The organism is Agrobacterium sp. O3.4 (genome assembly GCF_041414895.1).
Lineage (GTDB): Bacteria > Pseudomonadota > Alphaproteobacteria > Rhizobiales > Rhizobiaceae > Agrobacterium > Agrobacterium cucumeris.
On record NZ_JALPZP010000004.1, the window covers coordinates 272005 to 286942 of the forward strand.

Annotated in this window: 12 protein-coding genes; 3 read left to right on the forward strand and 9 right to left on the reverse strand. The window is 56.1% G+C overall.

Features of this window, described 5'->3' with window-relative positions; all coding sequences use genetic code 11:
* Positions 1–53 precede the first annotated feature (53 nt).
* Positions 54–431 (reverse strand): hypothetical protein, encoded by a 378-nt coding sequence (locus tag M0412_RS20135; RefSeq protein ID WP_142842589.1) that lies wholly within the window; start codon positions 429–431, stop codon positions 54–56.
* Positions 432–732: 301 nt separating this feature from the next.
* Positions 733–1608 (reverse strand): ArdC family protein, encoded by an 876-nt coding sequence (locus M0412_RS20140; protein ID WP_142842590.1) that lies wholly within the window; start codon positions 1606–1608, stop codon positions 733–735.
* Between the two features lie 1005 nt (positions 1609–2613).
* Between M0412_RS20140 and M0412_RS20145 the strand changes: the two genes are divergently transcribed.
* Both M0412_RS20145 and M0412_RS20150 read left to right on the forward strand, forming a co-directional pair.
* Entirely contained in the window at positions 2614–2865 is a 252-nt protein-coding gene (locus M0412_RS20145; protein WP_142842591.1) for a hypothetical protein, read from the forward strand.
* A gap of 338 nt (positions 2866–3203) precedes the next feature.
* A complete protein-coding gene (locus M0412_RS20150) occupies positions 3204–3368 on the forward strand; it encodes a POTRA domain-containing protein (RefSeq protein ID WP_142842592.1) in 165 nt (54 codons plus the stop codon).
* Positions 3369–3625: 257 nt separating this feature from the next.
* Here M0412_RS20150 and M0412_RS20155 read toward each other — a convergent pair whose 3' ends face one another.
* The gene (locus M0412_RS20155) at positions 3626–4135 is read right to left on the reverse strand and encodes a hypothetical protein (RefSeq protein WP_269701406.1); all 510 of its coding nucleotides are present in this window, start codon (positions 4133–4135) and stop codon (positions 3626–3628) included.
* An 811-nt stretch (positions 4136–4946) separates the two neighbouring features.
* On the opposite strand from M0412_RS20155, the gene M0412_RS20160 reads away from it, so the two are divergent.
* On the forward strand, positions 4947–6071 hold the full coding sequence (locus M0412_RS20160) for a hypothetical protein (RefSeq protein ID WP_269701404.1): 1125 nt from the start codon (positions 4947–4949) through the stop codon (positions 6069–6071).
* 146 nt (positions 6072–6217) lie between these two features.
* Here M0412_RS20160 and M0412_RS20165 read toward each other — a convergent pair whose 3' ends face one another.
* The 6 genes from M0412_RS20165 to M0412_RS20190 form a co-directional block, all read right to left on the reverse strand.
* A complete protein-coding gene (locus M0412_RS20165; protein WP_269701402.1) occupies positions 6218–7942 on the reverse strand; it encodes a M48 family metallopeptidase in 1725 nt (574 codons plus the stop codon).
* Between the two features lie 1122 nt (positions 7943–9064).
* Positions 9065–10465, reverse strand: coding sequence for a CehA/McbA family metallohydrolase (locus M0412_RS20170; RefSeq protein ID WP_142842595.1), 1401 nt, complete (start codon positions 10463–10465; stop codon positions 9065–9067).
* A gap of 13 nt (positions 10466–10478) precedes the next feature.
* On the reverse strand, positions 10479–11579 hold the full coding sequence (locus M0412_RS20175; RefSeq protein WP_142842596.1) for an ABC transporter ATP-binding protein: 1101 nt from the start codon (positions 11577–11579) through the stop codon (positions 10479–10481).
* 15 nt (positions 11580–11594) lie between these two features.
* Complete coding sequence (locus M0412_RS20180) at positions 11595–12425, reverse strand: carbohydrate ABC transporter permease (RefSeq protein ID WP_142842597.1); 831 nt, start codon at positions 12423–12425, stop codon at positions 11595–11597.
* Complete coding sequence (locus M0412_RS20185) at positions 12425–13333, reverse strand: carbohydrate ABC transporter permease (protein ID WP_269701397.1); 909 nt, start codon at positions 13331–13333, stop codon at positions 12425–12427. Before M0412_RS20185 ends, M0412_RS20180 begins: the two co-directional genes overlap by 1 nt.
* Before the next feature lie 83 nt (positions 13334–13416).
* Positions 13417–14781 carry an extracellular solute-binding protein gene (locus M0412_RS20190; RefSeq protein WP_269701395.1) on the reverse strand — a complete coding sequence of 455 codons (1365 nt, stop codon included), beginning with the start codon at positions 14779–14781 and terminating at the stop codon, positions 13417–13419.
* Positions 14782–14938 lie beyond the last annotated feature (157 nt).

Here is a 14938-nt window from a genome sequence, read left to right on the forward strand (position 1 = left end):
CGGCGATCGATAAGCCGCCGGGCTGCGATACTCTTGGTTAAACCGGATCCATCTCAATCACGATACGAAGCGCGATCAGCTTGAGGCTTTGGCAATACGCGAATTTTGTAACTGAGCGCGTCAGCCACTTTTGCAATCGTCACGAGTTCGGGGTTGGCTTTGGCGCCCGCGCCGGCAACCTTCGTATCTGCAAAGGGATCTGCAAACCGCATGAGATTGTCGCGCGTCCTAAACTCCCGATGGCCTGTCCATGTCCCATCATCGAGCACGTCGACTTTGACATTTTGGCCAAACGCACCGAAATCGGCTGGACCGCGCTCTTGGGCAAAAGCCGACTGCGTGGACAGAAAAGCTGAAAGCAAGGCCTTCATGCATACGCCTGATTTCACCAGCGACAGGCGCTTCTGCAATACTTTTCCGCGTTCGTTCATCCCGTACTCTCACCGACATTTTTTGTTGGTTCGAGGCTTATGACAAAACTTGCATCGACGTGGAGTGACGTGACCGTATCAAACGGTATGCAACGTTCTCGTTGAAATGGCGTCCTGCATTATTCGAAACGCTGGCTAGTCTTAATAGGCTGGTAGCAGCTGTTAACCAGCCAGTACCGAGCCCGCAGCCCGCCAGCTGCGGGCTCTTTCGTGATCAACAACGAGCCTATCCGTTGATAAGGGGACTGGGGATCAAGCCTTTAGGGTCCGCCATTTTGTTGCGATCACAAAGTAGAAGTAATTATAGACGGTAAGACGGCGCGACATCGGTAAGTGGTTGTAGGTCTTGCATGAACCCAACGGCCTTTTCGGCGGCACTTGCGGCCTGAAAGATGGCCCGTTTGTCACCCTTTAAGATTTTCATCCACAGGCCGATATGGGAGGCATGATCCTCGCGGGGCCTGGCCTTGATGCCCAGATCGCAGCACAGAAAACACGCTCCAAGCTCGGCAATCAATGCCTCGCGCGCGTAAGCGTCTTTATCCTGACCGCAGCGTAACAAATCGCGGTTAAGGCGGCCTCGGCTTGATGTCCAACGGATGAGCTCGTGCGCAAGTGTCCCTGCATATGCCTCTGCTGAAGAAAAAGCATCAAACCGCGGCATTTGAACATGATCAGTTTCCAGGCTGTAATAGGCTGAGTTTCCGCCGTTGCGGATGTCCGCTCCCAAGTTCGCGAAAAAGATGTCCGCGTTCTTGATCGCCTGTTTTGGCTCGTCCGTCGGCGCAGGCTTATAATAGTAATATACGGGCAATCCATCGATCTGTTGGGCGTTGAAAACAGCGTAGCCTCTCGAGAAGGAAATTTTTCGGTCGACTGTCGTGCCCTTCTCGATTGCGCGTGAATAGACGACTAGCGTTGATTTTTCACCTTTTCTGACCGATGCTCCAAGTCCCAGCGCTTGCTTGAATGTCAGCCAGTAGGCCGAATTGTAGCCCTGTTCCGCCGCGGCTAACCAAAGCACGATGGTGTTGACCCCATGATAGGGGATGCCGTTGTGACGTAACGGCCGGTGTGGCCTAATACCTTTGCCCCACGGCTGCAACCAAGGGCATACACCAGTTTCGAGCACAGCCACGATCTTGTCGGTAATGAACTGATAGGTATCGCGCTTCATGTTTTATCCTTTCACGATTCCCGCATCGGCAGTGCACCGCCTCGTGTCTTCCTTGGGTCAGCGCGTAGCAGAACAGAGGCGCCATGAATCTGCCCATAATGCATTGTGTCACGCCACGGCTGACACCTACCTACGGTTAACTGAACGATCGGAAAGTTAGGATTTGACGACCTAGTGCCGTTCTCCCCGTTTCGCGTACCCTCGAAACAATGCGTCTGCTGCCTGCAGGCCCTTGAGCTTGGCGAAATGCCAAAAAAAGGCGAAACAGAAAGCCTTTACTTCCTAGTCTCGCCTTTGAAGGTCGGTGATTTTCACTGGTACATCCCAGCAATAACAAATTTGCTGTCGATGGCTAGGCGATAGGCAGTATCAAACGGTTACATCAACTGCGTTGCACCCATTAACGAATCCAGACTTTCGTTAGAGCCGCACAAACTCGGAATAAAGCACTCCGCTGTAATCTTTGAATCGAATAACCACTGTTCGTATGCCAGCGCCCATGGACACGGAGTTGCGATATCTGATCTCCGATGGCTGCCGGGAGCGAAATGAGCGGCCGAAATCCCGTCTGGGCATAATTGACTCACCTGTTGCACCGGAGGTTTGGGACATACAACGACCCGGTCGCCAGACGTTGGCGCTGTACAACATCATACAGTTCATTCCGCGATACGAATGCATCATCACGATAGAGGATGCGGCGGAATTGCTGTCGACACAGCCAAACTCTGCATGCCTGATCGCGGACCGCAATAGCAAGTACCAATCGCCTGACGAGTTGTTTGTTTCGACGGCCACGGCCGCTTTATAAAAGACGCTAGATCCAGTCTGTTGATTGTGGCCGGCATGCCTGTGCGCGATGATGCGCAACTGCGGCAGTGTTCATGGGGCGGAACTATGGTCGACGACCAGAAACCGTTTCGTTGCAAAATGTAACGGTATGGTTCTTAATTTGCAATTTGGGATCTCATTGAGTGATCGCGTTGATTATTCCATGAGGCGTTTATGTTTTTCAGGGCATATGGTGCTGCGTTTTGGCTTCTAGCTCTTCTCTCGTCAGCGCAGGCGAATGCTGCCGAAGGCGTCAAGCTGCTTGATGGTGGCGACATTCCAGGTTCTGTGAAGCAGTTTGAGGCAGGCTTTGAAGCCGGAGAGGCAAATGGTGCCTTTTATCGAGGACGCCTGTTCGAGATTGGCATTGGCACCAATCAGGACATGGGGCGCGCTGGGGGAACGGCTCAGGATTTGGTCCGATAACCGCGAAGCCCTCGATTTTCGGGTCTCGCTGATCGGATTCTCGGGCGCACTTACAAACCTCAACAAGGAGCACGCCCGATGAATGTGATGCGGCTTGCACCCCTTGCCTTTCCGTGGGCCAGCCTGTCTTGGGCAGCCCTGTCGTCCGCTTCAGCCCAGGATCTTGATCGTGCAACCCGTGCCCTTCAGGACACGCTTCACAATCAAAGTTCCAGTCAGGCTGAAGCTGAGCGGTCAAGACGCGAGCGCGCCCGCCAGCGCGCCAACGCACCCTTGACCCTCCCCCCGGAGCCGAGCATCGTCCCGCCGGCCCCGGGGGGCCCTGTTTTGACATCAAGATGATCAAAATCACAGGCTACGAGCCGTTCGGCAAAAAACTCTACGGCTTTGAAACACTACGGGGCGCCAGTGTGGCTGCCACCGACATCGCGGTCGCACTCAACCGTATCAATGCATTTTATCGGGCGGCCGGTTTCATCACGACCGATGCCGATCTACCGTAGCAGGATATCTCAGGCGGGACGCTGGAGATCGCAGTCACACCGGGCCGCATCGAGACCTTCGTATATACCGATGACCCGCCAGTGTACCCGGGCAGGCCCCCGACGAATTTCCTCCGATGGACATCGCTATTCAAGGGTGGGAATCATAGTGAATGAGAAGGTGCCCACCCAACCGAGACCAGTCGGACCGGCTGGTGAGCGCGTACAATATCGTGAAACCGAAGCTCAACGCCGTTCGCCTCGCTACACGACCAATATCAAGGAACTGCCATTGCGGGCCCCGGCTCGCCTTTAGGCCCGGCAGGCCCGACAGGCCCAATCGGACCCTGCGCACCAACTGCACCTGCGGTTCCGGCAGGGCCAGCTGGACCATTTGGCCCGGCAGGACCCGCAGGTCCTGCGTTACCACTCTTGCCACCATCGCCGGTACGTTTGATGCGCTGGTTATGAAGTCCGATGGCAATCGGAACGCTGGAAGCAAGCCCGCCCGCCACAGCCGCACCAACGGTGCTGACCGCACTCGGGTCATACCCGGCCGCATCCGTCACCAGCACGCTACGACCGGATTTCTCCAGCGCAAAAGTCTTCACTTGCGTAACCGTCGGCGCCGTCCCCTTGCCGTTGGCCGCAATCGTGACGACATCCTGGTATTGCGCACCATTTGCCAGCTTGTAGGGTTCCAGCACCTTCGTTTCGGAAGTCGCGCACGATGAGAGGCTTGCGGCGACCGCAAGGGTAGCCGCCAGTCGAATGGAAAGGTTTCTCAAGGGGAGGTCCTTTTTGAATTGCGTACAAACTTGAGTGGTGAGCCCCGCACGCAAAACTAAAGCCAAGGCGGCTACGACGGAATTTCGGAACAGCTAGCTTGAAACCCCGAACGCAGCTGCGAGCTCTATAAATAGGATACAATGGCTCTAAAGCTGCCATTTGGCAGGACCATCGGCTCTTTGGCGTCTTATTTTGCGAACAGCAAAGACGTTGGGATACTAGGCCGCAGCGGTGCCTAGCCTGTTGATCATAAATGAGGACAGCTGCGAGCGCTGCGACTAAAAAAGGTTCACGTTCGGCGGCAAGGACATGTGCTTCGATCAGATTATCAAGTGACCTCAATGCTGCGGCACATGTTTCAATCTGGTCGCACAGCGTCTGTCAGCTGAGGCCGACGCCTTTACCGACATAGCGTTCGCTTTGGCGGTTGAGGGCTGGTGCCAGCCGAACTTCTTGGACAGGATCATCGCCAGCAGGCTGTGCTCTACGAAACCGAGGTTGAGAAAGCCGTTTGTGACGATCTCTGCCGGAACCGCCCCACCTTCGATAAATTCAACCCCACACCGACGGTGAATACGCGCACCTTGGTGCATTATGGGCTTGGTCCTTGCGTTACAATCGTACTGTTACAGCCGTTATTGTATCCGGATCAAACCGTTCGCAACCTACCGCGGCGAGCCCTTATGTTCGATGCTCCAATCGAACAATATGAAGCGTCATATGAACTCATTTTCCGGGGATGCAGTCCGCATAATGACATTACACCACATATCTCGCTGACCATCTAACCCACTGTGTCCGGTATGCGAAATGAGCCATTTAGACCCTGCACTGCGGACACAGCTATACGAAGCAGCGTTCATACCTGAGCGCTGGGTAGAAGTCCTTAACGAGTTGCGCGTCGCTATCAATGCTGATGCCGGATATCTCTATTCGGTGGGACAGAAATGTGGCGTTCACACGGAACAGCGTCTGTTGCCGGTGAACCAGGACCGCATTCATTGGGGCAATGATTTTCACAGCTGGGTCAAAAAAAGCGCACCTGAAGCAGTCTTCGGACGCTTCGCGTCTGGTGCGAGCTATGAGGACGCCATTCCCCCCTATCTCAAGGGATATGTGGATTTGTGTAGAGAGCATTCCATCGGTGATGATATCGCAACCATCGTCGCTCCCCCCAGCGGCAATATGATTGTCTGCGGTTTTGACCGCCATGTCCGCAATGGTGCTTTTGCTCAACAACAGGCTGAGCTGCTTAATACCATTTACCCCGATCTTGTGCAGTCAGCATTCATTGCCGCGCGCTCGCATTTGCAGCAGCAAAACAGCGTCGTGCAAGTCATGGAGGGGCTCGGGACGCCTTGCATAAGCATCCGCGCCGGCCGGCACATACATGCAATGAACAAGCAGTTCGAGACCAGATTTGCTAAAATGTGCGGCGCCTGGAACCGCCTCGATCTGAGTGCCTATAATGAACATCTGGATGCATTGCTACGCAATGTTGAAACGGATCAGGACTACGCGCCCCGCTCCATGGGGATCCGGAACCAAGCCGGTGATCTCATGGTCCTGCATCTTGTTCCGATCCGCAGGGCAGCCCACGATATTTTTGCAACCGCATCCTGCTTTGTATTCGTTACCTCGGTGAATGGCAACGGTATCGGCCCCGACCCCGAACTTCTTAAAAGCCTGTTCGGTCTGACAAACAAGGAGGCGCAATTATCCAGTGAATTGACCGCAGGGTACCCGCTCAGGCAGACAGCGGAAAAGCTCAATATCAGCTTTGGTACCGCGCGCTCTTATTTGTTGCGCGTCTTCCAAAAAACAGGCACCACACAGCAGTCCCAACTTGTCGGCCTGCTCAGTAAGGTATCGCCAATCTTCATTACCTCGGTTGAACCGGACGCTAGCAAACCACCACCTGGTTTGACAATTTAACGTGCTTTGTCTTTACAGCATTCCGCGATCCGACAGGTCCAATTTGGGCGGGAACACGACCGCAAATCAGCGCCCGGCTCGACGGCCTCGCGATGGTGCTCCTTCCACCGCTAGCGGCGTCACCTGACAGGTTCGAGCGACGGTGGTTATTTCGGATTTTCCACCGGAATCGGCACGATCAGGCCCGCCTCACGAAGCCCCTCAGCAAGGTGCTCGATCATTGGTTCGGGAAAATTGTTGTGACGGAAATCGAAGTAGAGGTGGTTTTCGTAGCCGGGACGTTTATCATGAAGGCGTTGGATCGCGGCACGGGCATCGTCTTTCCGCCCCAGTTTCGCCAGCGCCGCCGCCTGAAGAAGATCAATTCGATAAAATTCTCGTCTATAAATCCGCTCAAGCATCTCCAGGGCCCCAGTAAAATCCTGACGCTCATAGCGGTCTGATGCCAGTACAAGGTAGCCTAGGCTCCCCACATCACCAGTCTCCTCAATGCCTTTCGCAACCAGTTCGACGCCTTCGCCTCTTTGTCCGATACTCCAAAGCGCGTTTCCAACAATTAACTTGAGATGAGGGTCCTGAAACACTGTGAGCATCTTTCGACTCAGGCGCTCATATGTATCCAAATCACCGGCACTGTAAGCGACATAAAGGGCAGCTAGTTGAGGAGCGAACGAACGAGGTGACAGGTCCATTGCTTTTTGCGCTGCAGTGCGCAAAAGCCCTCCATATTCGCTGGGATCTTCGCCGCGGGATGCGGCGTCTCTGCCGAGACGGAAGTAGACACGAGCCAATATTGCCCAAGCCTGGGAATTCAATGGATACTTTGATACTACACTTTCGAGGCAGGCGCGTATATCAGGAAGGGACTGATCCACATATACCAGCGCGACACGTTCCATTGGTGTAAGACAACTGATCTCGCCTTGATGCGTCGATTCAAGGCTCGCTATCGCACCCTCCATGCCAACTACTCCGCGAACTAAAGCATCCACTGCGTTGTTCACAGTATCTTCATTCGGGGTTCCCAGCGAAACATGGTCAGTCCACGACACCTCTCGCGTATGAGCATCGTTGAGTTTCCAGACTAAAGCTAGCTCCCCGCCTTGATCGACAATGGCCGAATCCAGCGTGTAGACGACCCGCGTCAGATTTCGTCCTGCAGTCTCGTAGGCAACATTGCCTGGCTCCCTCGCCAAGTCCACAACCCCAGCGCTGCCATGGGCAGCGAGCTTGATTGCGATTAGCTCCGAGAGGTCATGCGCCAACCGCTTGGCAGGGTCGCTGCCCGGTGTGAATTGAGTATTCTGAACAAGAAGCAGCGGAACGGTAGCCCCTCGCGATGCGGTCGCCTTGTTAAACAGGTTAGGTAGCAACTGAATTGAGCCGAGTATCGTTACGGCGATGAAGCTCAAGACTATGACAATAACGCGCCAGGAGAGGTATCGGCGCGGGAGCGCAAGAGTACTGACCTCGTTTTTCTCTTGTGTGTCAGCATTAGGCTCCTCATCGGAGTTGGACTCGAAAACGGGCACATATCTGCCGCGTGGCAAGCTGATGAGAAGAGGAGACAACTTGCTCTGAGGCGAAGCGTTATAGCGCTCGAGAGCATTGCGAAGGCGGTTTGCAGCTGTGCGTACTATTGGGTCTTCCGTCCCATCAAAGTCCGCCTGACGACCAAAGACTTCCAGAGCGATACTGTAGGCCTTTATGCGATCACCGCGCCCCTCTATCGTCTCGGTAACGATATATTCAAGAAAGCTCCGCATCCTTTCGGATTTGCTAAAAACATCTGAGGCAAACAACTGATCAAGTGCTCGTCTCACCGTGTCCGGGCCAGGAAGTTGTTGCTCGATCTTAGGCCCTAAAATCACTACCCACCCCTTTGCGGTCGTAGTTTACTCCAGAGATATCGCCGTAACTGCTAACGCTGCTATGGTCATTTGGGCGAGACAATGGGGAAAGATTGGACACCCGGCGAATTCAGTTACACAGGCTGCTTGCCCAAAAACCTGAGAAAAGCGACGTCAGCGTTGAATGCCATTACCGGCCAGGAATTGCATGACACTTGCAGATTTCGTCGGTCAAACGCACTGTGGTTCCTGTTCTCACTCGGCAACCCGATCATAGAAATGTCGCGAACTCTATCATGTTCGTCAGAAATCGTTAAAATCTGGTTGCCGTTGGCGGCTTGTCTGGGGCGTCAATACTTCCGATGGCGCGTGCTTGCATATATGCTTCGAGTTTGGCAAAGACCGCTTCAATTGCGCCTGGGTCGCGCGTCACCTTGACGGTTTGTCGCCAACGAGTTCGCATAATACTGCGCTTCGGTAAGCAGCCCCCAGCCTCGAGCTTGCGCGGTCACCAAAGCAAACGTGTCGGGTGCAGAAAGACAACTGCGAGCCTATTTACCTCAGTTGCCCTGCTGACATCCACAGAAGTCAGCGCTTCCACTCCTAGCTCCAGCCTCAAAAGCCTTTCGCCCATTTCCCAGCCAGTTCCTGCTCATAGAGGCGACGGAGGCAGTGCTGATCACTGGCGAGATCGCCGAAGCTGCTGCCCGGGCGACATTGGTAATGCCAGCTGCTGCAACGCGTTCAAAACAATTGACGTGACGGCCATATACGATTGGCCCGCCCTGCGCGTGGATCTGCGAAACCAGCATGCACCCGACAAGCAGGGCAACGGCCATTTCAACATTGGGCACCAGAGGCACCATCATCAGCATGATACTGGATGGAGCATGGGTCTATATATCCTTGTGTTGAGCAGTCCGATCCTTTCCGCCATGCCGGAGCGCGCAGCACGAAGAGACCCGTCACCGATTTTCACAGTGAAGAACACAGCCCCGATGAGAACAGATTGAGGTTCCAGCTCAGGTGGAACCGGTAGGCCACCACCAATACACGCCCCGTTCGAACTTATCGCAGCATTTTGCGCTGCTCTTGTGCCCGCGCTCCGGGGACGAGCCAGCTACCTTCACCTCACGAAGCAACCTATTCTTCAAGGTAAACCGGATTACTAATTGCCCGGCAGACCTGTTGATCCTGTATGTGGGCGCCCTGAAGCTGCCAAGGAAGTGAGTGTCCTACTTGAGCTGCGATGAAATCGGTAATCAGTCTTTCGCGGCTACGCACAGCGACGATTTCGGTACGAAGGAAGGTCTTTGCTTCGCCGGAGAAAGTGCCTTTCCACATATCTGTTTCAATGGTCTGGGTGGTGAGAATGCCGCTTGCGTCAATCCAGACGAGCAGATCGCCAGCGGCCTCCCTCACATCGGCTTCTGCAATGACCGGCCCTGAAACCGTCGAGCCCATCGGCTGGCCGTTCACCGTCAGCGCAAGATGCGGCCCCGTCGGGCTTTCCGTCACATAACCGCGACCCGCCTTCATCGCAGCGAGGATAGCATCTTCCGACAGTTCCTCCAGCCAGAACACCGTCGTCGGGCGGGCAAGCACGAGCGGGCCCTCGGGCATGAGTTGCGCAGGCTGGTGAAAATCGCTGCCTCCGATCGCGGAGATCTTCAGACCCGAAGCCAGTCGCTGCTGATAGCGGCCGAGCGACACCCAGTTCCATGCCATCCAGTGTGACTGCCAGACCTCCATGCAGTCGATCTCGGGCAGGTCGTAATCCCATTGAATGGTGGGTTTGTCGTGATTGATGGACAAAAGCCCACCGCGCTCATGCACCAGCCGGGTGAGCGTATGGGCATGTTCCGGCTTGGTCATGCGGAAATCGATCCATTCATCGACACCATAGACATTGGCGTGGCCGTTTGCGGCCGTTATCTCCATCGCCCGGATGAAGACAAGGTCCGCCGAGGATTGCGGATGGAAGTAGCGACGCTGCGTGATGGTGTTGTGGTCGGCAATAGCGAGAAAATCGAGACCGGCCTGCAATGCAGCCTGATGCAGCAACTCCGGCGAGCCCAGCGCATCGGAATGGAAGGTGTGGCAATGCAGGTCGCCCCGATACCACCCCGCCCCTTCCCGCCGCGGAAAGCGGCGCTCCGGCTGCGGCTCCAGTCTGCGCGGCGCGCTGTCGCAATGGATAGTTACGACGACATCGGCGCCGTTTTCCGGCAATTTATGCAGGCCGAGCATGATTTTCCATGTGCCGGCCGGCATCTCGCCGTGGATATAGCCGGGCGTTGCATCATCGGTCGCAACAAAGAAGCAATCGCGTGCACCACCGCTCCAGCCACGGAAACCGGCAACTGACGGGTAGTCCGTCGCCGTGGCATCGAGCACGCCGAGATCGATGACGCAATCCTCGGCCTTAGGATAGGCCATCGTCACATCGATACGTGTTACACCCTGCAAGACATCGAAGGGAACATAGAAGTAGGGATCGGCCGACTGGTCGGCGCGACTGACGTGAACCCTGATTTTGGTCATCACACTTCCCGTCTTACTCACCGACGTCCGGAATGCGTATGCCGGCGCCATCGAACAATGTGACGTGGCGGATATCGAAGGCGAGCGTCACGACGTCGTTCACCCGAATCTCATCGTCCGTGAAAATGCGGGCGGTCACCCGGCCGGCATCCTCACGTTCCATCGTGACAAGGCTTTCCGGGCCCATGTTCTCATTGGCGAAAAGCTTGCCCGTGATGGTGTTTTCATCACCGGCCTGGGCGATCCGCAAATGCTCGGGCCGGACGCCAAGCGTCATCCGGCCGCTGCCTGCGGCCGCCGCAATGGCGTCGGAGACAGGCAGGCCCGACAGTGCCAGGCCATCGGCGCGCAATTGCAGTTTGCCATCGGCAACCATGGCGTCCGCCGACACGAGGTTCATCGGCGGGTTGCCCACGAAGTTGGCAACGAAGGTCGTGGCCGGACGCCGGTAGATCTCGATGGGCGGTGCGAACTGAACGATGCGGCCCTTGTCCATGACTGCGATGCGGGTCGCAAGCGCCATGGCCTCGGCCTGGTCGTGGGTGACATAGACCGCCGTCATGCCCATGTCGCGCTGCAGGTGGTTGAGGAAGCCGCGCGCTTCAAGACGAAGCTTGGCATCGAGGTTGGAAAGCGGCTCGTCGAACAGATAGACTTGGCTGGGATAAACAAGCGCACGTGCCAGCGATGTACGCTGCTGCTGTCCGCCGGAAATCTGGCTCGGCAGGCGCTTCATCAGATCACCGATCTTGAGCACGTCGGCCACCTGCTTGGCGCGGGCATGGCGCTTTTCCTCGCTCTCACCGCGCACTTTGAGCGGATAGGCGATGTTGTCGGCAAGGTTCATGTGCGGATAAAGCGCATAGTCCTGAAAGACCATCGATATCTGGCGGTCCTTGGGGTGCAGATAGGTGACGTCCTTGCCGCCGATCAGCACCTTGCCCGAGGTCGGCGTTTCGAGGCCGGCGATCATGCGCAGGCTCGTCGTCTTGCCGCAGCCGGACGGGCCGAGCAGGCAGACGAACTCGCCGTCCGATATTTGAAAGCTGATGTCGGGCACCGCATGAAAGTGACCGAAGCTCTTGGAGACATTCTGGAATTCGACAGAGGCCATGAAACTGATTTCCGATTACGACTTGATGCCACCAAAGAACCGGAAACCAAACTTCCAGTTCACGAAGAGGTAAAGCACGATGACGGGGAGCGAATAGATGAGCGAATAGGCAGCAAGCAGCGTGACGATCGGTGTGCCCGCCTCCGAATAGAAGGAATAGATCGCGACCGAGGCCGGCATCAGGCTATCGCTGCGCAGCAGGATGAAGGGGATGAGGAATGAACCCCAGATATTGACGAATGCCCAGACCACGACGACCACGATGCCCGGCCGGATGACCGGCAATGCCACGTCGAAGAAAGCCTGCAACGGTGAGGCACCGGCCACCATGGCGCTTTCCTCGTAGGAACGCGGGATGGCATCGATGAAATCGCGGAGAATGAACATTGCCGTCGGCAGCAGCCCGCCCGCAAAAACGAGAATGACGGCGATATGGGTATTGATGAGACCGGCCGCAGAAATGATCAGGAAGATCGGCACCATCGCCGCCGAACCCGACACAACGGAAGAAAACAGCAGAAGCGTGTAGGTGACCGCCCCTTTACCGGGAATTGACGAGCGAGAAAGGGCATAAGCAGCAAGCGTCGCTGCCGCGCCGATCAGAATGACCCCGCCGAAAGACTGGATCAGGCTGTTCAAAAGGGCCCGCATTGCAAAGGTGTTCTCGAATACCGTCATGAAGTTCGAGAGCGTGAACGGTTCGGGAATTGCAAGTCCGAGTTCGGCGCGGGCGTTGAACGGTGCGAAGATGAACCAGACGAGCGGCAGGGCGAAGGCCACTCCGAGCAGGGATGCTGCCACGGAAAAGAGAATACGGCGTTTAAAGGCGCTTCCGGAGATCTGCATCACTCAGCCTCCGCCGTTTTCTTGCGCGCGATACGGAGATAGACAAGTGCAAAGGCGAGGTTGACGAGCATGATGATGACGCCGACCGCAGCACCCTTGCCGAACTCGAAATCCTTGAATGCGATACGATAGGTGTAGATTGACAGCAGTTCCGTTCGGTAGGACGGCCCGCCATTGGTGAGCAGGAATGGCGTAAACACGTTGAAAGTCCACATGGTGATGAGGATGAGGTCGGTGACGACATGGCCGCGGATGAGCGGCAGCGCGATGTCGCGAAGTTTCTGCCAGGAGGTTGCACCCGCCACGTCCGCTGCCTGGAAATAGCTCGGCGGGATGGACTGAAAGGCGGAATTGAACAGCATCATTGAGAAGGCTGCGCCGCGCCAGGTGTTGAAGAACACGATCACCCAGAAAGGCTGCTGCAGAAGCCAGTCGCCGGGTGGCAGGCCAAGGCCGCGCATGATCATGTTCAGCGTGCCGTTATCATAATCGAGAAAGGCGAACCACGCGAAGCCGATGACCACTTCCGGCAATATCCATGCGGCAATGACCGCCGTCTGCAGGAAGGACTTCAATGCCGGCGATACGGCCTGGCTGAGCCAGGCGAGCACCAGGCCAATCAGCGCCTGGCCGGCAAGCGCAGAAAGCAGCACGAATTGCAGCGTAAGGAGGAAGGAAAAGCCGAACTGACCGCGTGTGAAGAACGTATCCGGATTAAACAACGTGAAATAATTTTGCAGGCCGACGAAATCCGGATCGACTGCCGTGCGCCCAATGAGCGTTCGGTTCGTGAAGGAAACGAAGATCACCCAGAAAAACGGGACCATAACAAAAATGCCGACCAGCGCGGCGGCAGGAGCCAAAAAGACAGCGCCTGCCCGCGTGGAAAGCAGCGAGAAGTTTTTCATGCTTTTTTACCTCATGGCGGATCACATCGATCCGTCGCAAATTGCGTCTGACCGGCAGTCGGTCAGACGCAGTCCGTTATGCCTCAGAGGCGGCTAACCGTATTTTCTGCACCGACGATACCGATCACGGCGGTCTTGAACTGAGCCATTGCATCCTCCGGCGAGAGCTCGCCGGAAACCACGCGTTCGGTCATGCGCTGAATTTCAGCGGAAACCTTGTTGTAGTTCGCGTCATTCGGGCGCGCGGTGGTGATCGGCAGCAACGTCTTGGCGGTTTCCGTCAGGAAGGGTGAATTCGGGATCGGTACGTCATTTCGGATGCGGATCGCAGGCTGGATCGCCTGAAAGGCATCAAGCTGTTCCTTGCTGTTCATGAAAGAAAGCAGTTCCCAGGCTTCCTGCGGCGTATCCGTATTGGGATTGATGACAAAACCGGTGCCGCCAGACATGGTGACAAAATCCTGACCACGCAGGCCACGGCCGGGCTTTTCGGAAGGCATCTTCTTCCAGGTCATGACATTGTCGCGGTCAGCGACTTCGAATTCGGCGCCCGGCTTGGTGACGGAGCGATAGAACCAGTCGCCTTCGACCAGCATGGCGGTTTTTCCATTGCGGAAATTGGCAAAGCTGCGGTTACGGCCATCGGCCAGAAGCTGAGCCCGCTGGTCTCCGAGCTTCTCGTCCAGATAGATTGTCTTGTAGAGTTTCAGCGTATCGAGGATACCCTGGCTGGAAACGATGTATTTGCCGTTTTCATCGGTGACTTGCTCCCCCGTGCCAAGCAGCGCCATCCAGTAGCCCTGCATCGTTGTGGCTTCGCCCATGGAAACACCGGCATTCAGCTGCAGCGGGAAGCTTTCAGGATCGGCAGCCTTGATCTTGCGGGCGGCTTCGAGGAGTTCGTCCCAAGACTTCGGTTGCCAGCCGTCGGCGTCTATGCCAGCCGTCTTGAACACGTCCTTGCGCACGAAAATCATGCGTGCGTCGGTACCAAGCGCAATGCCATAGGGTTTGCCCTGATAGCTCATCAGGGCCTGAGAACCTTCCGAGATGTGATTCCAGCCCTCCCAGGAGGCCGCCGCGGGGCCGGCAATCTCCTCGAGCGACTTCAAAAGACCGCCCTGCACGAAGCTCGGGATCATAAAACCGTCGAAATTGGAAATATCCGGGCCTGCACCAGTGGAGAAATCAAGCGCGAGCTGCTGCGTCAGCTGCTCGTCCTCGCCACCAAACTGGGTCAGCTTGACCGTGACGTCCTTACCATCGGCCTTCATTTTTTCCGCGAAGGCGGGAATAACGGCCTTCTGGATCCATTCCGCCATGCCGGAATTAACACCGCCGATCACGCAGCGGCAGGTAATGTTGAGCTCCGTCGCGGCCAAGACCGGGCCCGACAGTGCGATTGCTGCTGTGGCACCCAACAACAGAGTTTTGATGCTCCTGCGCATTGAAAGTCCTCCCAAAAAATAGTTCGGCGCGACGGCGCGCGCTTTTTGAGGATCCGGCAAGCTAGAACTCCTCCGGTCCCCGCCTCATCCCATCATCAAGAATGAACACGCTTTCATTTTTGTCAACAGGGCGTCCGTCAGAAAAAATTACAAACCT

What these genes read in the sequence shown, in the direction of transcription:
- M0412_RS20135 (WP_142842589.1), bottom strand. Translation starts at nt 431, where the DNA reads ATGAACGAACGCGGAAAAGTATTGCAGAAGCGCCTGTCGCTGGTGAAA.
- M0412_RS20190 (WP_269701395.1), bottom strand. Translation starts at nt 14,781, where the DNA reads ATGCGCAGGAGCATCAAAACTCTGTTGTTGGGTGCCACAGCAGCAATC.
- M0412_RS20175 (WP_142842596.1), bottom strand. Translation starts at nt 11,579, where the DNA reads ATGGCCTCTGTCGAATTCCAGAATGTCTCCAAGAGCTTCGGTCACTTT.
- M0412_RS20160 (WP_269701404.1), top strand. Translation starts at nt 4,947, where the DNA reads ATGAGCCATTTAGACCCTGCACTGCGGACACAGCTATACGAAGCAGCG.
- M0412_RS20150 (WP_142842592.1), top strand. Translation starts at nt 3,204, where the DNA reads ATGATCAAAATCACAGGCTACGAGCCGTTCGGCAAAAAACTCTACGGC.
- M0412_RS20140 (WP_142842590.1), bottom strand. Translation starts at nt 1,608, where the DNA reads ATGAAGCGCGATACCTATCAGTTCATTACCGACAAGATCGTGGCTGTG.
- M0412_RS20185 (WP_269701397.1), bottom strand. Translation starts at nt 13,333, where the DNA reads ATGAAAAACTTCTCGCTGCTTTCCACGCGGGCAGGCGCTGTCTTTTTG.
- M0412_RS20170 (WP_142842595.1), bottom strand. Translation starts at nt 10,465, where the DNA reads ATGACCAAAATCAGGGTTCACGTCAGTCGCGCCGACCAGTCGGCCGAT.
- M0412_RS20180 (WP_142842597.1), bottom strand. Translation starts at nt 12,425, where the DNA reads ATGCAGATCTCCGGAAGCGCCTTTAAACGCCGTATTCTCTTTTCCGTG.
- M0412_RS20145 (WP_142842591.1), top strand. Translation starts at nt 2,614, where the DNA reads ATGTTTTTCAGGGCATATGGTGCTGCGTTTTGGCTTCTAGCTCTTCTC.